This is a genomic window from Gramella sp. Hel_I_59 (assembly GCF_006714895.1).
GTDB lineage: Bacteria > Bacteroidota > Bacteroidia > Flavobacteriales > Flavobacteriaceae > Christiangramia.
The window spans coordinates 3,365,252-3,391,447 of sequence record NZ_VFME01000001.1 but is presented as its reverse complement, the minus strand read 5'-3'; the positions used below and the strand labels follow the sequence as shown (position 1 = coordinate 3,391,447).

Sequence of the window (26,196 nt, the reverse complement as noted above, 5' to 3'; positions counted from 1 at the left end):
GTAGCTTTCTCTTCCGCCGAATACAGTGAATTTCCAACCACTTTTATATTCTGCTTTATCCGGTGGATTTCTTTCTTCAGCCAGCGGGCGTCTCTTTCTATCACAACCATACTAAAAATTGTTAAATTCACGCACCACTCCCTGCCTAGTCGCCTTCATAAGCAATGCATGCTTACTTGAGACTCCAGCCTTATCTCTTAATTCACGGCTGTGAGAGTTGTAGGTGCTCCTTTTAATACTCATGGCTACCGCTATGGTTTCGTCTAAAGGATCTGCATCCTGTCCCATTTCATCCAGCATGAACACCTCTCTTGGCTTTAAGGGCTTCCCGTCTATAATTAGGGATTTAAAGCGCAGGGAAATGCAGTCGCGCTTGTGGCGGTAGTTTTCCATGGGCTGCAATATTCCATCGATCATATCTGGATGACCATCTGCAGATCCCCAGCCCAGGGCTATGTAAATTTCTACCTGCCTGTTACGGGAAACTTTCTCACCATTCTCCTTATAATTTTCAAGAGCGGTTCTTGCCTTTTCATTTTTATTAAAATGAGTCATACAAGCGGCGAACAATGGTACCGGAAGATCTTTCCATGTATGTGTTTTTCCATTCTGGATCCAGTGCGTTTTAAGATTTCCCACACAGAAGAACTCGATGTTACTGTCGGTTTTTAAGAGTCCTGCAATTAATTCTTGCGAGTTTGCGGTAGTTGTTGTAGTTTCGTAATTCATAATTTTATAATTAGCGTTAAAGGATTATGTAACCGCCTGAAGTTCACGCTTCGGGCTTTTTGTTTTTAATGGGTCCTGGTTTTTAAGATCGTTTGAATAAGAAACAAGTGATATAAAAAAAACTATAAGTGCTATGGCAGTGAGCCATAAAGCTGTTCTTTCTTCTCTTCTAAGTGAAGCATCTATTTCCTGAATTTCTTGATCTTTCATGATTTCTGGGTTTTCAAAGCTTCATGCCTGTCGTAAGCATCTTTTAATCGTTCTTTTGCTTCCTCACGAGCAGTTACGGTCTCCTCAACCATTAGTCTAATTTCAGTCTCTGCATCATCGTGTCTGCGCTCTTCCTTTAGCAACATGCATAGAAATGGGTTTGAAAGCTTTCCACCTTTCTGGTTGGTGATATTCTTTTCTACCAGGCGTTCTGAAATCTTATTCAGGCAGGCTGGTCCCAGTATTTCTCTTATGTATATTCCTTCTTGCTCCGTAATCATACTATTGTCTTATTGCGGAAATCAACCTACTTAGCTATATTTGTTAATCGCTGGTTAATTACCCGTGAAACAAATATAAAACAATATTGCAGGATATTGCAAGTTAAATTGCAAAAAACTGCAATAATTTATTGCAATAAGCTGCGGTATGTTGAAAATAAAGGAGATCAGAGAAAACAAAGGAGTGTCACAGGATAGAGTGGTGGACCTTACTGGTATTCCAAAAAGATCATACGTAAATTATGAAAATGGTCAAACTGATATTCCAATTTCAAAATTGCAGAATATTGCAAGTGCTCTAAATGTTTCTGTATCTGAATTGTTGGGTGAGAAAATCAAGGAGAATAAAAACATCTCGATTTTAAAAGAAGAAGGCTTAAAGTATGAACGCACTTCATCGATTACATTGGAAAAGCTTCAACAAGATGTTCGACAGGTGAATGCCAATGTTGTTTCTTTAAACGAAGGCATAACTAAAAGTCTGGAAAGTTTGGCGAACGCAGCGATGCAGGGTCTCAAAAATGATCTAAAATTAATTAGGTGGACAGAGAGTGTGGATAACAAACGAATTTTGAAAGTAGCTGAAGATCTAGAAACTTTCTTAAATGAATACCAGGCAAGAGAGCATTAAAAAAGAGGACTATAAGCCCTCGAAGTATTGATCTAATAATTTTTGTTCATCTGGAGGGTAATTTTTACGGTTCTCCAGGTAAGAGGTAAAATAATCAAGTTGCTCAAAAATATCGAGCTTCTGTAAATAATCGATTTTCATAACAAGGTTACTATTGGTTAATAAGAATCGTAGGGTCTTGTAATACTAACTAATTTTTAAAGTAAACCGTATGAACTCCTTGGGGACGCTTGTCGTTATTATATTGGTTTCTGCTATTGGGATTTATTTTTTACTGAAGTCAGCTAACAATGATTCTTATAAAGAAAAATCTAAGAAGCCGGTTTCGCCCAAAAAATATGATAGTTCTAAAAACATTATTTATACCAAGCAATCTCCTAGGAAAGATCATCGAAAATTTACATCAAGAGCAGAAGCGGACAAAGCAGTAAATAGTCTGAGAGGAATTTTGGAGGGTATACTCATGGACCAAAAGGTGACCAAAGGCGAAATAAATGAGCTTAATAAATGGTGTGTACATAATCAGGGTCTTGGTCACATGAATCCTTTTAAAGATTTCTTGCACACCATACAACATCGTATTTTAACCGAATCGGACAAATTAGATACCCTGGAAGATATTTATTGGCTCTCACAACAATACCAGGAGAATAATATTTATTACAATGCTGTTACTTCAGATATGCAAACACTGCAAGGTATTTGCCATGGTATTATATCTGATGGAGTTATAGAAGATCTTGAGGTTATAGAATTGTATGGATGGATTGAAAAGAATAAACACCTTTCGGAAATATATCCATACGCCGAATTATACAAACTTCTTTCTGATATCTTGGATGATGGAGTGATCGATGATGAAGAAATTAAATCTATAAAATCTTTTTTTCAAGAATTTGTAGAGCTTAATGATAAGAAATTGATGTCTACAATAAAAGAAGACACAACGGGCATTTCCTTCAGCAAGATCAATCCTATCGAAATAAAAGAACCGATACATGGGAAATGGGTCTGCATTACTGGAGAACTCAATAAAGGCACTAAGGAAACTTTGTATTCTCGTGTCGAGCGTAATGGTGGAGTTCGAAAAAACAATGTTTCAAATAAATTAAACTATTTAATAATTGGTGGAGCTGGAAGTCCTGCCTGGACGTTTGCATCTTATGGGCGAAAAGTTGAGGATGTTATATCTAGGCAAAAAAAAGGTCATGATATCAAGATAATTAAAGAGAATGATTTTTATGAATATTTGGAAAGAACAGGTTCGTAAGGATTAGTACACAAATTCGGGAAACAAACTCGTACACAGATTTTAAAAATGAAGTTTGAATTTTAAATATTAAATCATTGATAATCAATAAAGGTTAGCGAAAATAGCACAAGGGTCAGGATTCAAAATCCAGTTCTTTCGGGAGTGCGGGTTCGATTCCCGCCTCGAGTACTTAAAAACCCTTACAGAATTCTGTGAGGGTTTTTCTTTGCTATGATCCGGCTATAAATGTTAAAATTCAGATCACTTCCTGCTATCAGTATTCTTAAACAAGAGTGTTGTGGATACACTAAAAATGCACTTCTTATCATGCCTACAATCTAGATTCGCTCTCTACAATATTCTGCATTAACTTATAAGCTGCATTACTCACATTAGAAGATAGACAATGATTCACCTTCGGGATCGATTACTGTAAGGTTTTTGATAAAGAGCAGACGAAATCCCGGCCTGTAGAGATACAGGTTTCAAACTTTAAATTTATGACCAAACATATAAATTACTCTATTCTGGATCTTGCAGTTGTAGGCCAGGATATTTCACATTCTCAGGTTTTCAAAAATACCGTAGACCTTGCTCAGCAGGGAGAAGAACTGGGGTATAAAAGACTCTGGCTCGCTGAGCATCATAATATGGTGAGTATCGCGAGCTCTGCAACAACCGTCCTTATGAGCCATGTCGCGGCTAAAACTGAGAGCATTCGTATTGGAAGTGGAGGAATTATGTTGCCAAATCACTCTCCGTTAATTGTTGCTGAACAGTTTGGGACTTTAGGGTCGCTATATCCAGACAGGATCGATATGGGACTTGGCCGGGCTCCGGGAACAGATCAGGTAACTGCGCACGCGATTCGAAGTGATCGCATGAATTCTGTTTTTAAATTCCCGCATGAGATTGATGAAATTCAGCGATACTTTAAGAATAACTTAAAATCTACAAAAGTGAGAGCGACGGTTGCCGAAGGGGTTAACGTACCCATGTATATTTTAGGCTCGAGCACAGATAGTGCGCATGTAGCAGCAGAAAAAGGACTTCCCTATGTTTTCGCCAGTCATTTTGCACCAGGACAGTTATTTGAGGCAATGGAAATTTATTACAGGGAATTTCAGCCTTCAGCATATCTTGAAAAGCCTTATACTATTGCAGGGATCAATGTGACCGCCGCAGAGACCAAAGAAGAAGCCGAAAAACTTTCTACAAGTTCGCTTAGAATGATGGTAGGTGTACTTACAGGGAATCTGGACTATTTGCAAAAACCGGTTGAAATGGATGCTGAATTACGTGAAGTTCGCGACAATCCCGCTTTACAAAGAATGCTGAAATATTCTTTTGTAGGGGACAAACAGCACATCAAGCAAAAAACTGAAGAATTTCTGAAGGATACCGGGGTTGATGAGGTTATAGTCGCTTCTCATATCTACTATCAGGAAGATAGACTTAAGTCGTACCGCATTTTTTCAGAAGTGATGCAGGAGATCAATTCCTAAACTTCCTTAAATGCAGAAGCACACTCGTTAAGTATGGTTAAATTACTGCTTACAGTACTTGCCATATTTGACTCATGCATTCATTTCCATTATCTTGAAATAAAAAAGATTATGGAAAAGGTAGTGAAGATCAAATCGATTGGGCAGATAACGCACGATGTAAAGCAATTTATTGTCGAAAAACCCGAAGGCTATGAGTTTACGCCGGGACATGCCACAGAAATTTCGATCAATCAGGAAAAGTGGAAGGATGAAAAAAGACCTTTTACTTTCACCAGTTTAAATGAAGATGATCATCTCGAGTTTACCATCAAGATCTATCCAGATCATGACGGAGTCACGGAGCAATTAGCTAAACTGAAGGAAGGTGATGAATTGATTGTAAGAGATACCTGGGGTGCAATCGAATATAAAGGTCCCGGATATATCATTGCCGGAGGAGCCGGAATCACACCATATATTTCTATGCTAAGAGATCTTAAGAAGAAAGATAAACTGGAAGGCATGAATTTATTCTTCAGTAATAAGACCGATAAGGATATTATTCTGAAAGAGGAGCTAGATAGTATGTTGGGTGAAAATGCTAAATATGTAATTACAGATCAGGAAGACACAAAGCATACAAATGCTTATTTGAACGAAGAATTTCTTAAAAGCAACGTATCTGATCTAAGTAAACAATTTTATGTGTGCGGACCACCTGAAATGACAGAAGAGATCAATAAAACTTTGAAAAGTATGGGAGCAGATACCGATGCTGTTCAATTGGATGACCAATAGTCCTTCTCGTATAAATATAAAAAAGGCCGGAAAAAATTCCAGCCTTTTTTTGTTATGATTGCTCTTCAGCATAAGCTTTAAAACTTTCAAGAATAGATTTCCAACCTTGTTCTTGCTGTTCTACCGGATTCTCATCTTCTGTATCCAGAGTCTCTTTGATCATTACGGTCCCATCTTCTTCTGAAAATTTTACTTCTGCATTCCTGCCATCCTCAAGTTCATAGGTAAGTTTCTCTTTTTCTTTGACCTCTTTGTAAGTTCCGGCAAAATCAAAACCTACTTTTCCATCTTCAGATTCCATTCGGTATTTGAATTTTCCGCCCTCCTTGAGGTCATTTTCAGCATTGGGACATAACCAATCTTCACTGGCTTTGTTCCATTTGGTAATATGTTCGGGTTTAGTCCAATATTCCCAAACCTGGTCTAGTTTTGCATTTATCTTACTCTCAATTTCAATCTTTCCTTCTGAAGCCATAATTGTTCTTTTTATTTAAATATATCAAAAAATGAAAGGTCAATCAGATCATTTAGCAGACTTATCGGTTTTGTTTAACATTTTGATTCAAGTATCTCCATAAAATGTAAACAAGAAATATCCGTAGATCAGATACATCATTTCCACGGAATCTTCTATATATCTTTTGTATGGAGAACCAGATCTATTGCAATTTCAATGATGGAGATACCAAACTAAAAAATTTATCAGTTATACGTTCATGAGAACTTTCCACAGTTTAATGCTTTATTTTTCTGAAGCCAACTAGAGAAAATGCCAGTTTCCATGCTCAATAATTTATTGAGTAGTGAGTACAGCCGCTACAATAAGTGGTACTGTAATTAAAGCTGATACTACCGCTGGTTTGGTCCAGCTTTTCCGAATAAATTCTCTTTCCATTCCGATATACCTATTCCAGAAATATTCTGTTAGGATCAAAGCGCCGCCTAAATTCAGCATTAGGCCGATGTAAGTAGTGGAGAAATTAAATACGGTATAGGCATGACCAGCAGTATATAAAAGTGCAAAGAGCAGTACCTGCCATTTTCCTTTATTCTCCTTAACGTTGTTCAGGTTGCTCATAAGAATAACTGCTCCAAAGATCGTGGAGAAGAGCAGGCAGAACATGAAAATAACTCTTTTCGAATATAGTGCAGGAATGAGTTCTGTTATTTCATTGTCTTCAAATTCATCGTGGTTATGATCTGTTTCAGGATTGGGGTTTTCAGACCTGTGTGTCATATAGGTTCAGCAAAATTTTTATCATTCAAAATCGAATTTCAGAAAAAGCAATCTATCAAATTTAAATGATGTCATGACAAAAATCTACAATAGAATTCCATTCAGAAATAATAACACTCGCAATAATAGCAAGTACAATTAAAAACAGGATCAGGAGCCAGTCTATAGATTTGAGCAACTTCATCATTATTATTATATAAGATACAGTGCAGTGTAGGGCCTCTAAATATTCAGTTTTTTATTAAATTAAGGCTTAAAATTAATATTAAAAATTAAACTTTTCACGGTTAGGTTTGAAAACTTTAATTGTATAAATTACAGCAATTCGGTAGCGAGCTATTTGATATAACTATCATTATATAAAAACTATAGATAAAAATTATCGAGTACCTTTTCGTAAATTCGAATTCTAATCCAATTTATTAATCTAATACTTAACAAAATGGGAAAAAATCATTCTGGAAGCGACGATAATCACAAGGTTTGGGAAGTCAATGAATCCAGTAAATGTCCATTTATGGGTGGAGCTCTAAAGAACTCTGCCGGTAATGGGACATCCAACCGGGACTGGTGGCCAAATCAGCTAAACCTCAATATATTAAAACAGCATTCTACATTAACCGATCCTATGGACGATGACTTTAACTATGCTGAAGAATTTAAAAGTCTTGATCTGGCTGCGGTAAAGCAGGATCTTTATGATCTAATGACCGACTCCCAGGACTGGTGGCCGGCAGATTACGGCCATTACGGACCTTTCTTTATACGTATGGCCTGGCATAGTGCCGGTACATACAGGATTGGAGATGGTCGTGGAGGAGCTGGTTCTGGACAACAAAGATTTGCTCCGCTAAATAGCTGGCCAGATAACGCGAACCTGGATAAGGCGAGATTACTACTATGGCCAATTAAAAAGAAATATGGTAGAAAACTGTCCTGGGCAGATCTACTGGTATTAGCCGGGAACTGTGCTCATGAATCTATGGGCTTGCCAATGTTTGGTTTTGCTGGTGGTCGTGAAGACGTATGGGAACCAGAAAACGATGTTTACTGGGGATCTGAAAGCGAATGGTTGGATAATGAAGAAAGATATGCTGAAGGCGATCTTGAAAGTCCGCTTGGAGCAGCGCATATGGGATTAATTTATGTAAATCCTGAAGGACATAACGGGAATCCAGATCCGGTAGAGTCGGCTGGCTATATTCGTGATACCTTCGGAAGAATGGCGATGAACGATTACGAAACTGTTGCCTTGATCGCAGGTGGTCACACCTTCGGAAAAACTCACGGTGCTGCAGATCCTGAAAAATATGTGGAAGCTGAACCAGCTGCTGCAGGGATAGAAATGCAGAGTATGGGATGGCAAAATACCTACAATTCTGGAAAAGGGGCCGATACGATTACTAGTGGTATTGAGGGAGCCTGGACAGATACTCCTACAAAATGGAGTAATACGTACTTCGAAAATCTATTCAAGTACGATTGGGAATGTATTAAAGGGCCTGGAGGAGCATACCAATGGCAGCCAAAAGATAATGCCGGAGCGGGAACTGTTCCAGATGCGCATGACCCAGATAAAAAACATGCACCTTTTATGTTGACGACAGATCTTTCTTTAAAGATGGATCCAGAATATGAAAAGATCTCCAGACATTTTCTTGAAAACCCTGAAGAGTTTGCAGATGCTTATTCCCGTGCGTGGTTTAAACTAACACACCGTGATATGGGACCTATCGAAAGATATTTAGGGCCAGAAGTTCCACAGGAGGAACTGTTATGGCAGGATCCTATTCCAAAAGTTGAACATGAGATCATCAACAATCAGGATGTGGAAAGCTTAAAATCTAAAATCCTTGATAGCGGACTTTCTACTGCAGCGCTTGTTTCTGCTGCATGGGCTTCGGCTTCGACTTTTAGAGGTTCCGATAAACGTGGTGGTGCCAATGGTGCACGGGTACGTTTAGCTCCACAAAAAGGATGGGAAGTGAATAATCCGCCGCAATTAGGCAAAGTGATCCAGACGTTGGAAGGAATTCAGTCAGATTTCAACGATTCACAGGATTCTAAAAAAGTATCTATTGCAGATCTTATCGTGCTTGCTGGTTGTGCAGCAGTTGAGAAAGCAGCTAAAGATGCAGGACATGATGTAAAAGTGCCATTTACTCCGGGACGTGCAGATGCCACCCAGGAAAAGACCGATGTAGAAGCATTTGAACCACTGGAGCCTAATGCAGATGGTTTTAGAAATTACTTCGGAAACAGGGATAACATCTCAGCTTCAGCTGAAGCATTGTTGATCGATAGAGCACAATTGCTAACTCTAACTGCCCCTGAAATGACAGTTCTGGTTGGAGGAATGAGATCTATTGGTGCCAATTATGATGGTTCCAAACATGGAGTTTTCACAGACAGACCGGGACAATTAACGAACGATTTCTTTAAGAATATTCTTGATTTTGGAGTAACCTGGAAGGCAACTTCAGAAGATGATCAATTCTTTGAAGGAAGAGATAGAAGAACTGGTGATGTGAAATATACCGGAAGCAGAGTGGATCTCATCTTTGGATCAAATTCAGAATTAAGAGCACTGGCTGAGGTTTATGCAACAGATGATGTTGAAGCGAAATTTGTAAAAGATTTTGTGAAGGCCTGGGATAAGGTAATGAACCTGGATCGTTACGATCTCAAGGCTTAATATTTATCTAATAAATTAGAAAAGGGTGGCAATTTGCTGCCCTTTTTTATTTAATAGGATTAAACGAAATTCTTTATAGATTTGAGAAGGAGGCTTACTATAAAAATCACAAGCACAGCTAGAATTATAAAACTAAACAGGTTCAGCACTATACGGCTACCTGCAAGATCGTACCTGTTATCGAACCTTTCACTCAATAGAGATTTGGCTGTTTTTTCTGAATGCAGGGCGTGTAGATACACCCATCCTATAGGTTTGTAGATTAAATTGTGTCCAAATGGCCGTTCTTGTAGATTCAAAACTATCTGCGATTTTCATGTAGAAGAAACCTCTTCTTTTACGTTTATGTCTGCAAAATATAAAAAATCAGTGCGTTTTACGCCTTCAGGTAACCCTCGGCAAGCAGATCGGCTTCAGAAGAAATGCTGACTAAATTCCCATTTTTCAGAAGAAAATTTTTAGAGGCGACATTCAGAACATCCTGATAATAGTGATCTGTGATGATAATACCTTTTCTAGCTTTCAGGTTTGTAATAAACTCTATAATGCGCTCTTTATACAGAGGTTCAACCATAGAAAATGGTTCATCCAGTAGTAAAAATGGATGGTCAAGATTGCCCAAAAGAAGTAATTCAAGATACCTTCGCTGGCCAATGGCTAGTTCTTTAATCTTTCTGGAAGCAAAATTCCCTACTCCTTTAGCATAAAATATGCGATCCTGAGCCTCTCCGTCTGGGTGAAAAAAAGGAATAATATCCTGCACTTTTGCATTCTTCGGAAGAAAACTATCCTGCGGCAAATAAGCAATCAATTTTTCTGAAATGATGGAGGATGATGTCAGTTCCCGTTCATTAAGATAAATACTGCCCTGATCAGGTTTTATTTTTCCGAAGAGAATTTTTAAAAAGGTAGATTTTCCAGTACCATTTCTACCGAAGATTCCGATAATTTCACCTGTTTTACATTGAAAATTCAAATCATTCAGAATTTTATCTGCATAGGTTTTGTGAATATTTCGGGCTTGAAGAATTCTCAAAATAGCAACAGGATTATTCCGCACATAACAGAAATCAGAATATTAAGAAGAAAAACACGACTTAGCAGGAATGATTTGCTAAATCCCAGGTTCTCATACATATAGTATTGGTGCTTTTTAAAGTAATCGAATGCAAGCATACCTATAAAAATACCAAAACTGCTGAAAATAAGCAGGGCATACAGGGGTCCGGCAGCGATCCCAATAATGATCGCCAGCGGAACATTGTATGTGTTGATCTCTTTGAAATACCTGAAAACAGCCTGACTAAACATCAAATTATAACGCTTGAATAGCTCTCAAGGTATATAATTCAGTTCACTATTCTGAATAGGCACCAGAAGAATAGGTGAGCTCGTAGCTGTGTGTATAAATTTCGAATACGATCCCAAAAGGATCTTCGACATAACACATTTTAAAAGGTTTTTCTTCTGGATAATATTTTCTAATGGGCATTCGCTGTTTACCACCATTGGCCACAATTTTTTCAATTAGACCTTCAATGTCAGGATCCTGTACACAGAAATGAAACAATCCTGTGTTAAATGGGTTGAATTCTGGCGCTTCTTTTTTGCCCTTAGAAAATGAAAATAACTCGATTCCAACACCATCTGAGGTAGACATATGTGCGATTTCAAATTCTTCCCAGTCGTTTCCAAATACATCGATACACATCTGGCCAATAGCAGTATCAGGGTCTTTCTCTACCTTCGCCGGCTGCATGATCGTGTACCATCCCATTACTACAGAATAAAAATCTACAGCTTTCTGAAGGTCTGGAACGGTGATTCCAATATGTGAAAATGATCTTGGATAAGCGTTTTCTTTTTTCATAACATTCTTCTTTAGAATCTCAAAATTAAGGTATATTCGCCTAGTAAACAATAAGTTACCCAAAAGTGGTATAGGTTACTATAAGAGTAAATTGTACATTCCCAAAGCTTTATGTCGAAAACTATGTCTAAGAATATTTGTCCCTTAAATGCGACCATGAACCTTATTGGTACAAAATGGAAACCTTTGGTGCTCTTTCATTTACTGGACGGTCCGGAAAGATCTGGTATTCTGAAATCCAGGATTCCAGAGATCAGTAATAAAATGTTCACGCAAACAGTTCGTGAATTGGAGAAAGACTTACTGGTTTTACGCAAGGTTTACCCGGTCGTTCCTCCCAAAGTTGAATACCAACTTACTGAAAAAGGTAAGTCACTGGAGCATATTCTGCGTGAACTGGATGAATGGGGAAAGCAGCTTTAGTGGTAGATCTAAATCATTAAACAGGGGAACTGTAATTTTTGAAATTCCGTTAGCAAATTATGACCTGTTCGCGCGGAAGTTTTTCTAAATTTACGGCACAATAACAAACACAACTAAACAACACAACAAATGCCGACTACGGAAGCTAAAATCTTTAACTGTACACAAAGCCAGGCGCTGGCCGAGAAAATCGCCGATCATTACGGTACTCATCTTGGGAATGTGATCACTTCCACGTATAGTGATGGTGAATTTCAGCCATCATTCGAGGAGTCTGTAAGAGGGAGCAGGGTTTTTATCATTGGTTCTACCCATCCCGGTAGTGACCATTTGATGGAAATGCTTCTAATGCTGGATGCTGCAAAACGTGCGTCAGCAAGACATATTACTGCGGTGATGCCTTATTTTGGCTGGGCAAGACAGGATCGTAAGGATAAACCTCGTGTGCCTATTGCCGCTAAAATGATCGCAAGTATTCTCGAAACTGCAGGCGCAACCAGGATCATTACAATGGACCTTCATGCCGACCAGATCCAGGGATTTTTCGAAAAACCTGTGGATCACCTATACGCCAGTACTGTTTTTCTTCCATACTTAAAAAACCTTGGACTTGATAACCTAACCATCGCTTCTCCAGATATGGGCGGTTCTAAAAGAGCTTATGCATATTCTAAAGCATTAGAAACCGATGTGGTGATTTGTTACAAGCAAAGAGAAAAAGCAAATGTGATCTCACATATGGAGCTCATTGGAGATGTAACCGGGAAGAATGTTGTCCTGGTAGATGATATGGTAGACACCGCAGGGACTTTAACCAAAGCCGCAGATCTTATGATGGAACGCGGAGCATTAAGCGTTCGTGCAATCTGTACGCATCCTGTACTTTCTGGTGAAGCTTATGAGCGCGTTGAAAAATCTAAACTTGAAGAATTAATCGTTACCGATTCTATTCCATTAAGACAGGAAAGCAAGAAAATTAAGGTAGTGAGCTGTGCAAATCTTTTTGCAGATGTGATGAAGAGTGTGAATGATAACCGCTCCATCAGTGAAAAGTTCATCATGTAACTTCAGTATTTGATATAATATAAAAAATGCCGGTTCTATACCGGCTTTTTTTATGCTTGATTCTGATTGTTTTGATTTTCTATTGTGATGATCTCGATCTCTTTTCCGGTAATATCCTTCAGCAAATCTGCCTTGCGTAAACCTCCCCAGACTTCCAGTTCCGGATCCCCGAGTGTTGTTATTTGCAACCTGATCTTTTCTGAAGATTTAATGATCTCCAGTTCCTGAACATTCTGGTAGTGACTACGATCCAGGCCATCTGCGAGTCGGAGTAAAGCAGCTAATTTCTCGATCCTCTTGCGTAGTTTTTTTGATAACTGCTTATATAGATAATGTCTCTTTTTAGGAACAGTCCTTCGGTGATAACGAGCGGTATGTGCCATGATATTGATCTCATCTTCAGTAAAACCACGAAGATCTGCATGTCTTATTATATACAGCGCATGTTTATGATGTTTGCGATAGTTGATATAATAACCAATATCATGCATTAAAGCAGCATATTCCAGTAGCTCGCGATCTGCTTCTTCCAGTTTAAGATCTTTTTGAAAACCATCAAATAACTGCAGGCTCATCGCTGCCACATGCCGGGAGTGATCTTCCATCCATTGACATTTCCGTAGCAGCTCATGGACACTACGCTTACGCGGTTCAGGATAATTAGCGACCAGATCAAGTTTTGGACGTTCTTTTTTGATAAAATCGAGGATCATCCCATCTCTAAGCGCAGCTTCAGAAATTTTGATTTCTTCGATATTAAATTCCTTGATAAGATATTTTACCAGCACCATTCCCGGATTGATGATATCTATTCTTTTTTCATCCAGCTCACTAATATCTTCCCTTTCTTTCCGATCAAGCTGAATAAAATCCTTGTAAAGTTTTTTAAATTCTGAAACATCAAAAACCAGTTCGTTCAGGCTCATGTTGGCGGTATGAGAATTCCTGTTGGCGATCATCGCGCCTATATTTTCCATGGTTCCGGAACTTCCAATAATGGTTCTGACTTTATGCTTTGCGAGTATTTCTGAAAGCTCCCCGAGTTCTTTTTTATAATGTTGTTTTAAAGCTTTGATCTCCTCTTTACTAATAGGATCATTAGAAACAAATTTTGCCGCCATCCGGGCAACGCCGAGTTTCAAACTCTGAGAATAGAGAAACTCCTCATTATTACCCAGAATAAATTCCACGCTTCCTCCGCCAATATCCACCATCAAAACCAGTTCTTCGGAAAGTGCTATACTATGCTGAACCGCCAGCCCGATCAATGCTGCTTCTTTACTACCAGAGATTGCTCTAACTTTAATACCAGATTCAGCTTTCATTCGCTGAATAAAATCTCCTCCATTGGTGGCTTCCCGTATGGCTGAAGTGGCGAAGGCGATGATCTCTTCCACGTGCATGCTATCGCATAGAAATTTAATTCTTTTCATGGCATCGAGGCCACGTTGCATGGCTTCTTCACTCAATTTATTCTCCATTCCTTTTTCGGCAAGAATGACCATCTCCTTCAGTTTATCTACCGTTCTAAAACTTCCGTCAGGATAAATATCTACCAGTACGGCATGAAAAGAATTTGTACCAAGATCGATCGCGGCGATTCGCTTATTGGCATTTACAGTTTCAGATGGGTTCTCCATTTGCTTCAGAATTAATTAAGCTTCAATTTATACAAATTATAGATGAACTTCCAGCGAGAGATCTCAAAATGATCATCTCCTGTAATTCATCTGAACTTTTTAAGGGTCAGTGTTTTATAGATTCAGAAAAAGCTTTACTTTTGCAACCTCAAAATTTTGGCAAATGAAGGCAGTCCAAAGCGGACCCGACGACATTTGTTATAACTTTAAATTACAATAATGAAATCAATTACGATCAACGGATCTAAAAGAGAAAGCGTAGGCAAGAAGGCAACGAAGGCACTACGTAATGCTGGACAGGTTCCTTGCGTATTGTACGGCGTAGAAGGTGATCCACTACACTTTGCAGCAGAGGAAATCTCATTCAAAGACCTTGTGTACACTCCAGATGTACATACAGTTAAAATTAAATTGAAAGATGGAAAATCTTTTGATGCGATTCTTCAGGATATTCAATTTCACCCAGTGAATGATGCTATCCTTCACATCGATTTCTACCAGATCTTCGATGATAAGCCAATTACAATGGAAATTCCTGTTCACACTGAAGGTGTTGCAAGAGGGGTTAAGAACGGTGGTGTACTAAGATACAACCTTCGTCGTCTTAAAGTAAGAGGTTTACCTGGAGATCTTCCAGATTACATCGTTGCAGATGTATCTAAACTTAAAATTGGTCAGAAGCTTTACGTAACTGGTGTTGCTAGTGAGGATTATGCGATCCAGCATCCAGATAACACAGTAATCTGTCAGGTAAGAACATCTCGTAACATCGTTGCTCTTGAGGACGATGAGGACGAAGATGAAGTTGCTCCAGATGAAGTACCAGCTACTGAGACTGATGATGTAGCAGCAGTAAAAGAAGGAGAAGACAACTAGTCTTATTCTTTAATTCATATAGAAAAGCATTCCACTTCGGAATGCTTTTTTTATTAGCAGAATTTTATCATTCGGTTTTTAGTAATCTAATTTCAAAGTAGCTGATAAATTTTATCTTTACGAAAACTAAATTGGATGCTTTCATTCTTCGGAAGGATATTACGTAAGAAAGAGACCGGGAAGCAAATAGATCCCATGAAGAAATTTTTGATCGTAGGCCTTGGAAACATTGGCCCGAAATACGAAAATACCAGGCATAATATAGGATTTAAGATCCTGGACGAACTTGCCAGAGAGAAAGAGGTGAGCTTTGAAACCCAGAAACTGGGCGACGTTGCCAGCTTTAAATTTAAAGGAAGAACATTTGTGCTTCTCAAGCCAAGCACGTACATGAATCTTAGCGGGAAGGCAGTGAATTACTGGATGCAGAAGGAAAAGATCAACCTGGAGAATTTATTGGTAGTGACAGATGATCTCAACCTGTCTTTTGGAACATTGAGACTCAAAACCAAAGGTAGCGATGGTGGTCATAATGGGCTTAAAGACATACAGGCACAATTAAATACCACAAAATACAATCGCTTTAGATTCGGAATTAGTGATGAGTTCGCCAAAGGACAACAAATAGACTATGTACTTGGAGAATGGGAAGGTGATGAACTTAAGAAGATGCCGGAACGTTTAAAAACTTCCGCAGAATTGATATTGAGCTTTGGAACAGCTGGAGTTTCCAATACCATGAATTCATATAACGGAAAATAACAGGATTTGGAAGAGCATAAAGGTGCAAACTCATTTAGTAGTGAACGTCAAACTGTAGTGACCATAGGGACTTTTGATGGTGTTCATGCAGGACATCGCAGGATCATAGACCGCCTTGTTAACTCTGCCCATGCGAACAACCTGAACTCGGTTGTGCTCACCTTTTTTCCACATCCAAGAATGGTGTTGCAGAAGGAAAGTGATATCAAGCTTATCAATACGATCGGGGAGCGCAAGCAATTATTAGATCAAACCGGGATAGATCATCTTGTGGTTCATCCTTTCACACATCAATTTTCGAGGCTTACTGCACTGGAATTTGTACGCGATATCCTTGTAAATAAACTAAGGGCGAAAAAGATCATAATTGGATACGATCATAGATTCGGGCGCAATCGCACCGCTGATATTAACGATCTCAAGCAATTTGGAAAAGATTTTGGTTTCGAGGTGGAAGAGATCTCCCAGCAGGATGTAGAACAGGTAGCTGTTAGTTCTACTAAAATTCGGAAAGCACTTCTGGACGGAAGAGTGGAACAGGCCAATATTTATCTTCAAAGTGAATTTAGTCTGAAGGGTATTGTGGTTAGGGGAAGAGGGATTGGTAAAGATCTTGGCTATCCAACTGCAAATATGGAAATTCCTGAAGATTATAAACTAATACCGAAGAATGGCGTTTATGTAGTAAGATCTGTTTTAGATGGACAGACCATTTTTGGAATGATGAATATCGGAACAAATCCAACTGTTGGAGGAAAAGAGCAAACGATCGAAACGTACTTTTTTGATCTTGATAAAGATCTCTACGGAAAAGAATTTACCATAGAAATGCTGGTAAGGATCCGCGATGAAAAGAAATTTAATTCAGTAGAAGAATTAAAGATCGCTATGAAGCAGGATCAGGCATTTTCAAGTCAATATATCAAGGATAATTATGCTCAATAGGTGGTTATTCAAAGAAGTCGATAATTCAGCACTGGTTGTATTTCGTGCGTTATTTGGATTATTGATCACCATCGAAGCATTTGGGGCTATTTTCACTGGTTGGATTCGCCGAACCATGATAGAACCAGAATTCACTTTCAACTTTATAGGATTCGAATTTCTTCAACCGCTACCTGGAAACGGGATGATCTGGTATTACGCGATCATGGGGGTTTTCGGGATTTTTGTTATGCTGGGCTTCAAGTATAGAATGTCCATGGTGCTCTACGGGATCATGTGGGCTGGCGTCTATTTAATGCAGAAATCCTCTTATAACAATCATTATTACCTACTCATGCTCTTATGTTTTATCATGAGCTTTCTGCCGGCACATCGCTGGTTTTCAATAGATGCCTGGAGAAAACCGGAAATTAGCAGAATTTCCATGCCCAGATGGGTCTGGGTGGTGATCGTACTTCAGTTATGGATCGTGTATACGTATGCTTCGGTAGCCAAATTTTACCCGGACTGGCTGGATGGAAGTTTTCCTGCGATGCTTATGGCTTCCAAGAAAGATTACTGGCTGGTTGGAGAATTTCTTCAGCAGCCTTGGATTCGCTATGCGATCACTTCGTTCGGACTCCTGTTCGACCTGTTAATTATTCCGTTGCTACTTTGGAAAAGAACAAGATTAATGGCATTTATCGCTGCGATATTCTTTCATCTGTTCAACAGTTTTATCTTCCATATCGGCATTTTTCCCTATATGTCGCTCGCCTTCTGTATTTTCTTTTTCCCTTCGGAAACTATCAATAAGATATTCCTGCGTGGAAAGAAGAGATTTTACACTGGAAATGAGATCAATGTTCCTTCCTGGAATAAGATCTTTATTGGTGCTCTGGCCGTTTGGTTTGCTATACAGGTCGCCTTGCCATTACGACATTGGTTTTTTCAGGATGATGTACTCTGGACCGAAGAAGGACATCGCTTAAGCTGGAGAATGATGTTGCGAGGCAAAGGTGGTAGAATTACTTTCAAAGTAGTGGAAAAAGGAACCAGCGACACCATCATTGTTCAGAAAGAGGATTACCTGTCTCGAAAACAATTAAGAGCTATTCCAAGTAAACCGGACATGATCTGGCAATTTGCGCAAATACTCGAGCAGGAATATGCTGAAAAAGGTATGGACATAGAGGTTTATACTGAAGGGAAAATCAGGGTGAATCGTGGTCCATATAAAACTCTTATTGATCCAAAGGTAGATCTGGCGGCTGAAGAATGGCAGCATTTTCGTCACCATGACTGGATTTTACCTTCTACCGAAGACTAATTTTCTAGCCTGCTTTTGCTACATTTGCAGCTCATAAAAATTTCAACTTCATTTAAAATTTTCAGGCCTTATGTTACAGGTTTCCAAAATAGCAGAACATAAAGACGAATATATACAGGCACTCAAAAAGCGAAATTTTGAGGCTGAAGCTGTATTCGATAAGATCCTTGAACTGGATGAGACCAGAAGGTCCACGCAGGCACAATTAGACGATACGCTGGCGACTTCCAATAAGCTTTCGAAGGAGATAGGGCTTATGTTCAAGAATGGAGAACACCAGAAGGCGAATGTTTTAAAGCAAAAGACCGGGAAATTAAAGGAAGATTCTAAAGAACTTTCAGAAAAACTGAATAGCACTTTAACTCAACTGCAGGAGTTGCTATACACGATCCCAAATATTCCGCATCCATCTGTTCCCGCTGGTACAAGCGAAGAGGACAATGAGGAGATATTTAAAGATGGTGATGTTCCTGTACTGGCTGAAGGTTCTCAACCACACTGGGAACTGGCTAAGAAGTACGATATTATAGATTTTGAATTAGGGAATAAGATCACTGGTGCAGGATTTCCGGTGTATAAAGGAAAAGGAGCGAGATTACAGCGTGCCTTAATCACCTGGTTCCTGGATAAAGCAACCGAAGCTGGTTATACAGAATATCAATTGCCTCTAATGGTCAATGAAGCTTCAGGTTACGGAACAGGACAGTTGCCAGATAAAGAAGGACAAATGTATCACGTTACCGAAGATGATCTTTACCTGATCCCAACGGCTGAAGTTCCTATGACGAACATGTTTCGTGATAATTTGATGACCGAAACAGATTTCCCAATCAAATGTACCGGTTATACCCCATGTTTCAGAAGAGAAGCGGGGTCTTATGGAGCGCATGTAAGAGGATTGAATCGTTTGCATCAATTTGATAAAGTAGAGATCGTACGAGTGGAAACTCAGGAAAACTCTTATGCAGCTTTAGATGGGATGGTAGATCACATTAAAAATCTGCTTAAAGAACTAAAACTGCCATATCGCATTTTACGTCTATGTGGTGGTGATCTTGGATTTACAGCAGCACTTACTTTCGATTTTGAAGTATTCTCTACGGCTCAGGATAGATGGCTGGAAATAAGTTCGGTTTCCAACTTCGAAACCTTCCAGGCAAACCGACTTAAATTACGGTACAAGAATAAAGAGAATCAAAAGGAACTGGCCCATACTTTAAATGGTAGTGCCCTGGCTTTACCAAGAGTACTTGCCGGAATCCTTGAAAATTACCAGACTGAAGAAGGAATTAAAGTTCCTGAAGTTCTGGTTCCATATTGCGGTTTCGATCTTATCGATTAACCTGATTTTCACCATACTGGAACAGCGCAAATGTTTATATTTACATATGCGCTGTTTTTTATTTATGCTGATTTTCCTGCTCACCGGCTCTATAGCGGTGGCACAATCTGAGCAGCTTGCCAGGAATTTTTTCGATCAGGGAGAATACAAAAAAGCACTTGAGATCTATAAGGATATCTACGAGGATAATCCTTCCAATCCAATCATTTTTAACGGTCTTGTAAGTTCATATCAACAACTGGAAGATTTCAAAGCTGCGGAAGATCTTTTGCGAGAGCGTATGAATGCTTCGGCAAATAATCCAGCCATTCTTATTGATATTGGTCATAACTATGAACTTCAGCAAAACCTGGAACGAGCAGAACAGTTTTACCAGGAAGCTTTGCAGGCGGGTGAATCGCGACCCAATTATGCTTACTCGATTGCCCGAAGTTTTGAGAAATACAGTTTGCTCGACTATGCGGTTAAGGCATATGAACGTGCAATGGAGATCAATCCCGCTCAGAATTTTAATTTGCAACTCGCAAGGATCTACGGGGAACAGGGGAATACAGAAAAGATGTTCTCTAATTATCTCGATCTTATAGAAGATGATACAAAATTCTATAGCCTGGCAAATCGTGAGTTTAGTCGTTATATCACTGATGATCCAGCTACGGAAGCAAATATCAACTTTAGAAAATTACTACTGAAAAGGTCACAGGAAGATCCAAGATTATTATATAATCAAATGCTAAGCTGGCTTTTTGTACAGCAGCAGCAATACGACAAAGCTTTTACACAGGAACGCGCAATTTATAAAAGAGGAGAAAAGAACTTACAGGGAATCCTCAATCTTGCACTGCTGGCACGGGAAGCGAAGCAATTTGAGGAAGCACAGGAAATCCTGACCTATGCAATCGAAGAATCACCTTCACCGGCTTTCAATTTACAGGCCAGACATCTATTGCTAAAACTCAGAACCGAAACGGTAACTTCAGCAGGTTTAGATGACCTTGAGTCGGCATTTGAGCAATTGATCGGAGAATACGGAGTAAATAATGAAACGCTGGAACTTCAGATCGATCTGGCAAACTTTAAAGCTTTCCGAAGCGATAAAAAAGAAGCAGCAATCGCTTTACTTGATAACGCTCAGGAACTACAATTATCAAATTTTGAAAAAGCCAAAGTCAAAATGGCGCTGGCAGATATCCTGGTGATGCAGGAAAAGTTTAACCAGGCTTTGATCTACTATTCACAGGTGCAAAACCTGGTGAAAAACGATGTCATGGCGCAGGATGCAAGATTCAAGGTTGCTAAGACAAGTTATTATAAAGGTGATTTTGAATGGGCGAAAACTCAGCTTGATATTCTTAAAAAATCTACCTCGCAATTGATCGCGAATGATGCCATGGAACTGAGCTTGCTTATTAATGACAATAGCCAGGAAGATAGTACACAAACTGCACTTAAAAAGTATGCCAGGGCAGACCTGCTGGCATTTCAGAAGCGAAATTCAGAAGCTATCTCCATGTTGGATACGATCCTGAAAATACATAAGGGTGAAAGTATAGAGGATGAGGCTTTGTATACACAGGCAAGGCTTTTCGAGGAGCAAGCAAGTTATGATAAGGCAGAGAATAATTATTTGCAGATTATCCAGTCTTATGGTGATGATATCCTGGCAGATAACGCCCATTACTATCTTGCCGAGCTTTACGTAAACAAGCTGGAACATCCAGAGAAGGCAAAGACTCTTTACGAGCAAATTATCTTTAACTTTGCCAATAGTATTTATTTCACAGATGCCCGTAAAAAGTACCGGCAACTTCGTGGAGATATACTGGAATAACATCTTTAAAAATTTCCCGATGATGATTTATAATGTTACCCTGAACGTACAGGAAGAGATCCACGACCAATGGATGGAGTGGATGAAAAAAGAACATATCCCAGATATGTTGAAAACCGGAAAGTTCAGCAAAGCTTTGATGACCAAAGTGATGGTTCAGGAACCAATGGGCGGCATTACCTATTCAGTACAATATACTACGGAAAGCAAGGAAATGCTGGAGCGATATTATAATGAAGATGCCACTAAAATGCGAGCAAGTTCCAAAGCTTTCGAAGGTAAATTCGTTGCTTTTAGAACCGAACTTGAAATAATTGGAGAATATACTTCCCAGGAATAATAGATCATGAAAAATAACAGGCCACCAAGACAAGATTCCAATACAGATGTTAGTGCAAAGAAACATCTTGGTCAGCATTTTTTGACCGATGAGAATATCGCCAGGAAAATCGCTGATACCCTGGATTATTCCGGATATGAAAAAACTTTGGAGATAGGTCCGGGCATGGGTGTGCTTACTAAGTATCTTCTTGAAAAGGATACTGAAGTTCACGTAATCGAGATCGATTCAGAAAGTGTGGAATATCTGGAAAGTCATTACCTGCATTTGCGTGGTCGTATTCATGAAAAAGACTTTTTAAAACACGACCTTGGAAGTATCTTTAGAGAGGAACAGTTCGCTGTAATTGGTAATTTCCCTTATAATATTTCAACACAGATCGTTTTCAAAGTTTTGCAAATGCGAGACCAGATTCCAGAATTTTCTGGAATGTTTCAGAAGGAAGTGGCTAAACGAATTTGCGAAAAGGAAGGAAGTAAAGCTTACGGAATTTTGAGCGTGTTGGTTCAGGCATTTTATGAAGCAGAATACCTGTTCACGGTGCCTCCAACAGTTTTTAATCCACCACCTAAAGTGGATAGCGGAGTTCTACGCTTAAAACGTAAGGAAAACTATAGTCTACCCTGTAATGAAAAGCTGTTTTTTACCGTGGTGAAAACTTCTTTTAACCAGCGTAGAAAAACACTTCGTAATTCTTTAAAAAGTCTTAATCTTCCAGATAATTTAAGGGAAGATACTATATTTGGCTCTCGACCGGAACAACTCGGTTTCCAGCAGTTTATTGAACTGACGCAAAAAATAGAGCCGTATGCAGTTTCAAATAAGTGAAGAATTAATTGACAAAATTCAGTACCTCATCGAACAAGGAAACGATGAGGAATTGTTGTTGCACCTTGAAGACGTGCATCACGCTGATATTGCTGAAATTCTTACCGAAATAAACCTGGAAGAAGCGACTTATATTGTAAGGCTTCTAAATAGTGAGAAAACTGCTGAAGCTCTTATGGAGCTTGAAGAGAATGTTCGGGAACGCATTCTTGAAAATCTTTCTCCAAGCGAGATCGCCTCCGAGCTGAACGAAATGGATACCGATGATGCGGCAGATATTATTTCTGAACTGTCACCGGAACTTCAGCAAAATGTAATCGCTGAGATCGAAGATGAGGAGCATGCAGATCATATCGTGGAACTGCTTCGTTATGACGAAGATTCTGCCGGTGGTCTAATGGCAAAGGAGCTCGTTAAGGTAAATGAGAACTGGAGTGTTACCGGCTGTATGGCCGAGATGCGCAAACAGGCTGAGAACGTTACCCGAGTTCATTCAATTTACGTGGTCGATTCCAAGAATAAATTAAAGGGAAGACTTTCCCTCAAAGATCTGCTAACTGCTTCCAGCAGTGCCAATATCAGCGATGTTTATATTCCGCAGGTGGACTATGTAAATGTGCACACTGAGGGTGATGAGGTAGCGAGGATTATGCAAAAATATGACCTTGAAGCGATTCCTGTAGTTGATGAAATGAATCGCCTCGTAGGAAGAATTACCGTTGATGATATTCTTGATTTTGTAAGAGAAGAAGCTGAAAAGGATTACCAGATGGCTGCAGGTATCTCTGAAGATGTGGAGGCCGATGATAATATTTTCAAGCAAACAAGGGCTAGATTACCCTGGCTAATGATCGGGATGTTTGGTGGTCTTGGAGCTGCCAGTATAATTTCCGGTTTTGAAACCATACTAACTACCTATCCAAACTTACTGGTGTTTGTGCCGCTTATCCAGGCAACTGCCGGGAACGTTGGAGTACAATCCAGCGCCATCATCGTACAGGGACTCGCGAATGACAGTTTGAGAGGGAACATTCTGTCCAGATTATTAAAGGAATTTGGCCTGGCACTTATAAATGGAACTTCCATAGCCATTATTGTTTTTGCTATTAGCTCCTATTTCTTCGGAACCACCATTCGCGAATCGATCAGTATTGGGGTGGCTTTGATCTCTGTGATCGTATTAGCCGCACTTATTGGTACTTTTATTCCTATTATTCTGAATAAAAATAATATTGATCCTGCTGTTGCTACCGGACCTTTTATCACTACAAGTAACGATGTTTTTGGTATCCTTACTTACTTTCTTATCGCCAAGGCGATCCTAGGTTTCTAGGACTGTTCTACGGCTTCTGCCAAATCATTCTTAACTTTGCAGCAAGCATTTTCAGTAGATTACTGAAACTGTGAAAATTGCTAAATTCAAATAAGAAAGACATGATCATCCTACACGCAGATACCAATCACCCAATATTGATGAAAAAACTGGCAGAAGCTGGTCATCATAATGTGGAAGGCTTCGAACAAAGCCGGGAAGAAACCCTGCAGAATCAACATCTATACGATGGTATCGTCATAAGAAGCAGGTATAAGATCGATAAAGAATTTATTGATGCTGCGCCAAATTTGAAGTTTATCGCCCGGGTTGGCGCCGGACTCGAAAGCATTGATGTGGAATATGCTCAGGAACGCGGAATCAAACTATTTTCTGCGCCGGAAGGAAATGCAAATGCTGTTGGAGAACATGCCCTTGGAATGCTGCTATCCCTGTTTAACCGACTAAACAAGGCAGATCGTGAGGTTCGTGAAGGATTATGGCATCGTGAAGAAAACCGTGGCGTGGAACTGGACGGGAAAACTGTTGGTTTGATTGGCTACGGAAATATGGGGAAGAGTTTTGCGAAAAAGCTTAGAGGTTTTGATGTTGATGTTATCTTTTATGATCTGAAGGAGGGAATTGCAGATGAGAATGCAAGACAAGTTTCCTACGATGAATTTTTCGAAAAGGCTGATGTCGTGAGTTTGCATACTCCATTAACAGAAAAGACCTATCAAATGATAAATAAGGAATTTATTGCTAACTTTAAGAAACCTATCTGGTTCATCAATACTGCGAGAGGAAAAAGTGCGGTGACAGAAGATCTTGTTGACGCACTAAAAGAGGGAAAAATTCTTGGAGCAGGACTGGATGTACTGGAATATGAAAAATCCAGTTTTGAAAGTCTTTTTGGGAATAAGAAGAATGTTAGCATAAGCGCGGCAGATCCTATTCCGGAAGCTTTAAGAGAGCTAATGTTTATGCCGCATACACTATTGAGTCCGCATGTTGCAGGATGGACCAGAGAATCTCATGAAAAACTGGCCACAGTGATTGCAGATAAGATCATAGAGAGCTTTGATGCTGGGAAGAAATAGCGAGCTTCAATTTAGAACATTATAAATCTTACTTAACTTTAAATAAGTATAGAACTTTAAAACTTTAAATTCGATTCATTATGAAAAACAGGGTTACAGGTTTGGGAGGTTTCTTTTTTAAAGCAAAAGATCCTGCTGCTACAAAAAGCTGGTACAATCAGCATCTAGGTTTGGATACAGATCAATACGGCTGTACTTTCTGGTGGAAGGATAAACAGGGAAATGATTGCTCAACGCAATGGAGCCCGATGGATCATAAAACTGAATATTTTCAACCTTCTGAAAAACAATTCATGATGAATTTCAGGGTAGAGAACCTGGAAGAATTACTGAAAGTTTTAAAAAATGAAGGAGTAGAAATTGTAGGCGAAATGGAAACCTATGATTATGGTAAATTTGGCTGGATCCTGGATCCTGAAGGAAACAAGATCGAATTATGGGAGCCTGTAGACCAGGTTTTCCTCGATCAGAAAGAAAAAGATAAAGAATAAAAAAAAGCCATGCATAGCATGGCTTTTTTCTTGATTCAATATGTTATTTAAGCTTTAGTGGTAAGATCTAATAAAGCTTCTTTTATAGATTGTTGACCTTCAATTGCCTCAAAAGTCATATTCTTAACTAATGGATCTGCCAGTGACATTACCAGTAAAAATGCTACATCATCTCTGGAGATCTCTCCTCGTTTTCCAAGTGAACCTTCTGCAACTTCAACTTTAGCAAGGCCAAGATCATCGGTCAACGCACCTGGTCTAACGATTGTATAATTCAATCCACTTGCGCGAAGATAGTCGTCAGCTTCTTTTTTCGCTTCAAGATAATGCTTAAGATCTTCATTTTTTGATGGCTCATCTGCTGCCATTGCGCTCAACATTACAAATTTCTGAACATTGGAATTTTTCGCTGCATCAATAAGTTTTTTAGCACCTTCCTGGTCTACAGCAATAGTTTTTTCCTCACTGGTTCCTCCACCAGATCCTGCGGCGAAGATCACTTTATCAATTCCTTTCATGGTGTGACTTACATCTCCTTCAAGATCTCCCATCACAGCTTCTACATCCATATCTTCAAATTGCTGTCTTTGTTCTTCTTTTCGAATAAGTGCCAGCGGATTAAAACTTTCAGAATTGTTCAGGATTTCGATTACTCTTTTTCCTGTTGCACCGGTTGCACCGGCTATTAATATATTTTCCATGTTGTTAGCGTTTAGATTTGCAAGTTAAGAATCAGGCTTTC

The 26,196-nt window shown here is 39.2% G+C and carries 30 protein-coding genes; 18 read left to right on the top strand and 12 right to left on the bottom strand.

Annotated elements, in window-relative coordinates; translation table 11 throughout:
* Nucleotides 1-111: 111 nt before the first annotated feature.
* Genes JM79_RS15790 through JM79_RS15780 form a run of 3 tightly spaced genes read right to left on the bottom strand, consistent with a single transcriptional unit; the run spans nucleotide 112 to nucleotide 1,220 of the window.
* The gene (locus JM79_RS15790; RefSeq protein WP_141879081.1) at nucleotides 112-729 is read right to left on the bottom strand and encodes a hypothetical protein; all 618 of its coding nucleotides are present in this window, start codon (nucleotides 727-729) and stop codon (nucleotides 112-114) included.
* Nucleotides 730-753: 24 nt separating this feature from the next.
* A complete protein-coding gene (locus tag JM79_RS15785; RefSeq protein ID WP_141879080.1) occupies nucleotides 754-939 on the bottom strand; it encodes a hypothetical protein in 186 nt (61 codons plus the stop codon).
* Complete coding sequence (locus JM79_RS15780) at nucleotides 936-1,220, bottom strand: hypothetical protein (RefSeq protein WP_141879079.1); 285 nt, start codon at nucleotides 1,218-1,220, stop codon at nucleotides 936-938. The genes JM79_RS15785 and JM79_RS15780 overlap by 4 nt, the downstream gene beginning before the upstream one ends.
* A gap of 148 nt (nucleotides 1,221-1,368) precedes the next feature.
* Between JM79_RS15780 and JM79_RS15775 the strand changes: the two genes are divergently transcribed.
* A complete protein-coding gene (locus JM79_RS15775; RefSeq protein ID WP_141879078.1) occupies nucleotides 1,369-1,851 on the top strand; it encodes a helix-turn-helix transcriptional regulator in 483 nt (160 codons plus the stop codon).
* Nucleotides 1,852-1,860: 9 nt separating this feature from the next.
* Here the strand turns inward: JM79_RS15775 and JM79_RS16280 are convergent, their stop codons facing one another.
* Nucleotides 1,861-1,992: a hypothetical protein gene (locus JM79_RS16280; RefSeq protein ID WP_260443469.1), complete on the bottom strand. Its 132-nt coding sequence runs from the start codon at nucleotides 1,990-1,992 to the stop codon at nucleotides 1,861-1,863.
* Between the two features lie 70 nt (nucleotides 1,993-2,062).
* Here JM79_RS16280 and JM79_RS15770 point away from each other — a divergent pair, with 70 nt between their 5' ends.
* The 3 genes from JM79_RS15770 (at nucleotide 2,063) to JM79_RS15760 (ending at nucleotide 5,388) form a co-directional block, all read left to right on the top strand.
* Nucleotides 2,063-3,121: a BRCT domain-containing protein gene (locus JM79_RS15770; RefSeq protein WP_141879077.1), complete on the top strand. Its 1,059-nt coding sequence runs from the start codon at nucleotides 2,063-2,065 to the stop codon at nucleotides 3,119-3,121.
* Nucleotides 3,122-3,603: 482 nt separating this feature from the next.
* Complete coding sequence (locus tag JM79_RS15765) at nucleotides 3,604-4,608, top strand: LLM class flavin-dependent oxidoreductase (protein WP_141879076.1); 1,005 nt, start codon at nucleotides 3,604-3,606, stop codon at nucleotides 4,606-4,608.
* Between the two features lie 111 nt (nucleotides 4,609-4,719).
* On the top strand, nucleotides 4,720-5,388 hold the full coding sequence (locus tag JM79_RS15760; protein ID WP_141879075.1) for an FAD-binding oxidoreductase: 669 nt from the start codon (nucleotides 4,720-4,722) through the stop codon (nucleotides 5,386-5,388).
* A gap of 52 nt (nucleotides 5,389-5,440) precedes the next feature.
* Here JM79_RS15760 and JM79_RS15755 read toward each other — a convergent pair whose 3' ends face one another.
* The 3 genes from JM79_RS15755 to JM79_RS16275 all read right to left on the bottom strand — a co-directional run bounded on the left by JM79_RS15755 (nucleotide 5,441) and on the right by JM79_RS16275 (nucleotide 6,812).
* Nucleotides 5,441-5,863 carry an SRPBCC domain-containing protein gene (locus tag JM79_RS15755; RefSeq protein ID WP_141879074.1) on the bottom strand — a complete coding sequence of 141 codons (423 nt, stop codon included), beginning with the start codon at nucleotides 5,861-5,863 and terminating at the stop codon, nucleotides 5,441-5,443.
* Between the two features lie 318 nt (nucleotides 5,864-6,181).
* Nucleotides 6,182-6,625 carry a hypothetical protein gene (locus JM79_RS15750; RefSeq protein WP_141879073.1) on the bottom strand — a complete coding sequence of 148 codons (444 nt, stop codon included), beginning with the start codon at nucleotides 6,623-6,625 and terminating at the stop codon, nucleotides 6,182-6,184.
* Between the two features lie 61 nt (nucleotides 6,626-6,686).
* Nucleotides 6,687-6,812 carry a hypothetical protein gene (locus JM79_RS16275; RefSeq protein ID WP_260443467.1) on the bottom strand — a complete coding sequence of 42 codons (126 nt, stop codon included), beginning with the start codon at nucleotides 6,810-6,812 and terminating at the stop codon, nucleotides 6,687-6,689.
* 255 nt (nucleotides 6,813-7,067) lie between these two features.
* Here JM79_RS16275 and katG point away from each other — a divergent pair, with 255 nt between their 5' ends.
* Complete coding sequence (gene katG / locus JM79_RS15745) at nucleotides 7,068-9,320, top strand: catalase/peroxidase HPI (protein WP_141879072.1); 2,253 nt, start codon at nucleotides 7,068-7,070, stop codon at nucleotides 9,318-9,320.
* A 376-nt stretch (nucleotides 9,321-9,696) separates the two neighbouring features.
* On the opposite strand, the gene JM79_RS15740 is transcribed toward katG, so the two are convergent.
* From JM79_RS15740 to JM79_RS15730, 3 genes are read right to left on the bottom strand one after another with little or no spacing between them, the layout of a single operon-like run.
* Nucleotides 9,697-10,356 (bottom strand): ATP-binding cassette domain-containing protein, encoded by a 660-nt coding sequence (locus tag JM79_RS15740; protein ID WP_141879071.1) that lies wholly within the window; start codon nucleotides 10,354-10,356, stop codon nucleotides 9,697-9,699.
* Complete coding sequence (locus tag JM79_RS15735; protein ID WP_185739517.1) at nucleotides 10,353-10,631, bottom strand: hypothetical protein; 279 nt, start codon at nucleotides 10,629-10,631, stop codon at nucleotides 10,353-10,355. The genes JM79_RS15740 and JM79_RS15735 overlap by 4 nt, the downstream gene beginning before the upstream one ends.
* 46 nt (nucleotides 10,632-10,677) lie before the next feature.
* Nucleotides 10,678-11,190, bottom strand: coding sequence for a lactoylglutathione lyase family protein (locus JM79_RS15730; protein ID WP_141879069.1), 513 nt, complete (start codon nucleotides 11,188-11,190; stop codon nucleotides 10,678-10,680).
* 123 nt (nucleotides 11,191-11,313) lie between these two features.
* On the opposite strand from JM79_RS15730, the gene JM79_RS15725 reads away from it, so the two are divergent.
* Nucleotides 11,314-11,613 carry a helix-turn-helix domain-containing protein gene (locus JM79_RS15725; protein WP_141879068.1) on the top strand — a complete coding sequence of 100 codons (300 nt, stop codon included), beginning with the start codon at nucleotides 11,314-11,316 and terminating at the stop codon, nucleotides 11,611-11,613.
* A 129-nt stretch (nucleotides 11,614-11,742) separates the two neighbouring features.
* Entirely contained in the window at nucleotides 11,743-12,678 is a 936-nt protein-coding gene (locus tag JM79_RS15720) for a ribose-phosphate pyrophosphokinase (protein ID WP_141879067.1), read from the top strand.
* A gap of 50 nt (nucleotides 12,679-12,728) precedes the next feature.
* Here JM79_RS15720 and JM79_RS15715 read toward each other — a convergent pair whose 3' ends face one another.
* Nucleotides 12,729-14,318 (bottom strand): Ppx/GppA phosphatase family protein, encoded by a 1,590-nt coding sequence (locus tag JM79_RS15715; RefSeq protein WP_141879066.1) that lies wholly within the window; start codon nucleotides 14,316-14,318, stop codon nucleotides 12,729-12,731.
* A 219-nt stretch (nucleotides 14,319-14,537) separates the two neighbouring features.
* Here JM79_RS15715 and JM79_RS15710 point away from each other — a divergent pair, with 219 nt between their 5' ends.
* The 11 genes from JM79_RS15710 to JM79_RS15660 all read left to right on the top strand — a co-directional run bounded on the left by JM79_RS15710 (nucleotide 14,538) and on the right by JM79_RS15660 (nucleotide 25,454).
* Nucleotides 14,538-15,194, top strand: a complete 657-nt coding sequence (locus tag JM79_RS15710; protein WP_141879065.1) for a 50S ribosomal protein L25/general stress protein Ctc — start codon at nucleotides 14,538-14,540, stop codon at nucleotides 15,192-15,194.
* Nucleotides 15,195-15,329: 135 nt separating this feature from the next.
* Nucleotides 15,330-15,956, top strand: coding sequence for an aminoacyl-tRNA hydrolase (pth, locus tag JM79_RS15705; RefSeq protein WP_141879064.1), 627 nt, complete (start codon nucleotides 15,330-15,332; stop codon nucleotides 15,954-15,956).
* A gap of 6 nt (nucleotides 15,957-15,962) precedes the next feature.
* A complete protein-coding gene (locus JM79_RS15700; protein WP_141879063.1) occupies nucleotides 15,963-16,901 on the top strand; it encodes a bifunctional riboflavin kinase/FAD synthetase in 939 nt (312 codons plus the stop codon).
* Nucleotides 16,891-18,210, top strand: a complete 1,320-nt coding sequence (locus JM79_RS15695) for an HTTM domain-containing protein (RefSeq protein ID WP_141879062.1) — start codon at nucleotides 16,891-16,893, stop codon at nucleotides 18,208-18,210. Before JM79_RS15700 ends, JM79_RS15695 begins: the two co-directional genes overlap by 11 nt.
* Nucleotides 18,211-18,280: 70 nt before the next feature.
* A complete protein-coding gene (serS, locus tag JM79_RS15690; protein WP_141879061.1) occupies nucleotides 18,281-19,552 on the top strand; it encodes a serine--tRNA ligase in 1,272 nt (423 codons plus the stop codon).
* Between the two features lie 46 nt (nucleotides 19,553-19,598).
* Nucleotides 19,599-21,383, top strand: a complete 1,785-nt coding sequence (locus JM79_RS15685) for a tetratricopeptide repeat protein (RefSeq protein ID WP_141879060.1) — start codon at nucleotides 19,599-19,601, stop codon at nucleotides 21,381-21,383.
* A gap of 19 nt (nucleotides 21,384-21,402) precedes the next feature.
* Complete coding sequence (locus tag JM79_RS15680) at nucleotides 21,403-21,723, top strand: DUF4286 family protein (RefSeq protein WP_141879059.1); 321 nt, start codon at nucleotides 21,403-21,405, stop codon at nucleotides 21,721-21,723.
* A gap of 6 nt (nucleotides 21,724-21,729) precedes the next feature.
* Nucleotides 21,730-22,551: a 16S rRNA (adenine(1518)-N(6)/adenine(1519)-N(6))-dimethyltransferase RsmA gene (gene rsmA, locus JM79_RS15675; protein WP_141879058.1), complete on the top strand. Its 822-nt coding sequence runs from the start codon at nucleotides 21,730-21,732 to the stop codon at nucleotides 22,549-22,551.
* Nucleotides 22,532-23,884 (top strand): magnesium transporter, encoded by a 1,353-nt coding sequence (gene mgtE, locus JM79_RS15670; protein WP_141879057.1) that lies wholly within the window; start codon nucleotides 22,532-22,534, stop codon nucleotides 23,882-23,884. Before rsmA ends, mgtE begins: the two co-directional genes overlap by 20 nt.
* A gap of 101 nt (nucleotides 23,885-23,985) precedes the next feature.
* Nucleotides 23,986-24,963: a 2-hydroxyacid dehydrogenase gene (locus JM79_RS15665; protein WP_141879056.1), complete on the top strand. Its 978-nt coding sequence runs from the start codon at nucleotides 23,986-23,988 to the stop codon at nucleotides 24,961-24,963.
* 80 nt (nucleotides 24,964-25,043) lie between these two features.
* The gene (locus JM79_RS15660) at nucleotides 25,044-25,454 is read left to right on the top strand and encodes a VOC family protein (protein WP_141879055.1); all 411 of its coding nucleotides are present in this window, start codon (nucleotides 25,044-25,046) and stop codon (nucleotides 25,452-25,454) included.
* A 47-nt stretch (nucleotides 25,455-25,501) separates the two neighbouring features.
* Here JM79_RS15660 and JM79_RS15655 read toward each other — a convergent pair whose 3' ends face one another.
* Nucleotides 25,502-26,155 carry an SDR family oxidoreductase gene (locus JM79_RS15655; RefSeq protein ID WP_141879054.1) on the bottom strand — a complete coding sequence of 218 codons (654 nt, stop codon included), beginning with the start codon at nucleotides 26,153-26,155 and terminating at the stop codon, nucleotides 25,502-25,504.
* Nucleotides 26,156-26,196: the final 41 nt, after the last annotated feature.

What these genes read in the sequence shown, in the direction of transcription:
- JM79_RS15760 (WP_141879075.1), top strand. Translation starts at nt 4,720, where the DNA reads ATGGAAAAGGTAGTGAAGATCAAATCGATTGGGCAGATAACGCACGAT.
- JM79_RS15710 (WP_141879065.1), top strand. Translation starts at nt 14,538, where the DNA reads ATGAAATCAATTACGATCAACGGATCTAAAAGAGAAAGCGTAGGCAAG.
- katG (WP_141879072.1), top strand. Translation starts at nt 7,068, where the DNA reads ATGGGAAAAAATCATTCTGGAAGCGACGATAATCACAAGGTTTGGGAA.
- JM79_RS15785 (WP_141879080.1), bottom strand. Translation starts at nt 939, where the DNA reads ATGAAAGATCAAGAAATTCAGGAAATAGATGCTTCACTTAGAAGAGAA.
- JM79_RS16275 (WP_260443467.1), bottom strand. Translation starts at nt 6,812, where the DNA reads ATGATGAAGTTGCTCAAATCTATAGACTGGCTCCTGATCCTGTTTTTA.
- JM79_RS15695 (WP_141879062.1), top strand. Translation starts at nt 16,891, where the DNA reads ATGCTCAATAGGTGGTTATTCAAAGAAGTCGATAATTCAGCACTGGTT.
- JM79_RS15755 (WP_141879074.1), bottom strand. Translation starts at nt 5,863, where the DNA reads ATGGCTTCAGAAGGAAAGATTGAAATTGAGAGTAAGATAAATGCAAAA.
- JM79_RS16280 (WP_260443469.1), bottom strand. Translation starts at nt 1,992, where the DNA reads ATGAAAATCGATTATTTACAGAAGCTCGATATTTTTGAGCAACTTGAT.
- JM79_RS15725 (WP_141879068.1), top strand. Translation starts at nt 11,314, where the DNA reads ATGTCTAAGAATATTTGTCCCTTAAATGCGACCATGAACCTTATTGGT.
- JM79_RS15680 (WP_141879059.1), top strand. Translation starts at nt 21,403, where the DNA reads ATGATGATTTATAATGTTACCCTGAACGTACAGGAAGAGATCCACGAC.
- JM79_RS15775 (WP_141879078.1), top strand. Translation starts at nt 1,369, where the DNA reads ATGTTGAAAATAAAGGAGATCAGAGAAAACAAAGGAGTGTCACAGGAT.
- JM79_RS15660 (WP_141879055.1), top strand. Translation starts at nt 25,044, where the DNA reads ATGAAAAACAGGGTTACAGGTTTGGGAGGTTTCTTTTTTAAAGCAAAA.
- JM79_RS15790 (WP_141879081.1), bottom strand. Translation starts at nt 729, where the DNA reads ATGAATTACGAAACTACAACAACTACCGCAAACTCGCAAGAATTAATT.
- JM79_RS15765 (WP_141879076.1), top strand. Translation starts at nt 3,604, where the DNA reads ATGACCAAACATATAAATTACTCTATTCTGGATCTTGCAGTTGTAGGC.
- JM79_RS15715 (WP_141879066.1), bottom strand. Translation starts at nt 14,318, where the DNA reads ATGGAGAACCCATCTGAAACTGTAAATGCCAATAAGCGAATCGCCGCG.
- JM79_RS15770 (WP_141879077.1), top strand. Translation starts at nt 2,063, where the DNA reads ATGAACTCCTTGGGGACGCTTGTCGTTATTATATTGGTTTCTGCTATT.
- mgtE (WP_141879057.1), top strand. Translation starts at nt 22,532, where the DNA reads ATGCAGTTTCAAATAAGTGAAGAATTAATTGACAAAATTCAGTACCTC.
- pth (WP_141879064.1), top strand. Translation starts at nt 15,330, where the DNA reads ATGCTTTCATTCTTCGGAAGGATATTACGTAAGAAAGAGACCGGGAAG.
- JM79_RS15750 (WP_141879073.1), bottom strand. Translation starts at nt 6,625, where the DNA reads ATGACACACAGGTCTGAAAACCCCAATCCTGAAACAGATCATAACCAC.
- JM79_RS15655 (WP_141879054.1), bottom strand. Translation starts at nt 26,155, where the DNA reads ATGGAAAATATATTAATAGCCGGTGCAACCGGTGCAACAGGAAAAAGA.
- serS (WP_141879061.1), top strand. Translation starts at nt 18,281, where the DNA reads ATGTTACAGGTTTCCAAAATAGCAGAACATAAAGACGAATATATACAG.
- JM79_RS15735 (WP_185739517.1), bottom strand. Translation starts at nt 10,631, where the DNA reads ATGTTTAGTCAGGCTGTTTTCAGGTATTTCAAAGAGATCAACACATAC.
- JM79_RS15780 (WP_141879079.1), bottom strand. Translation starts at nt 1,220, where the DNA reads ATGATTACGGAGCAAGAAGGAATATACATAAGAGAAATACTGGGACCA.
- JM79_RS15720 (WP_141879067.1), top strand. Translation starts at nt 11,743, where the DNA reads ATGCCGACTACGGAAGCTAAAATCTTTAACTGTACACAAAGCCAGGCG.
- JM79_RS15730 (WP_141879069.1), bottom strand. Translation starts at nt 11,190, where the DNA reads ATGAAAAAAGAAAACGCTTATCCAAGATCATTTTCACATATTGGAATC.
- JM79_RS15685 (WP_141879060.1), top strand. Translation starts at nt 19,599, where the DNA reads ATGCGCTGTTTTTTATTTATGCTGATTTTCCTGCTCACCGGCTCTATA.
- rsmA (WP_141879058.1), top strand. Translation starts at nt 21,730, where the DNA reads ATGAAAAATAACAGGCCACCAAGACAAGATTCCAATACAGATGTTAGT.
- JM79_RS15665 (WP_141879056.1), top strand. Translation starts at nt 23,986, where the DNA reads ATGATCATCCTACACGCAGATACCAATCACCCAATATTGATGAAAAAA.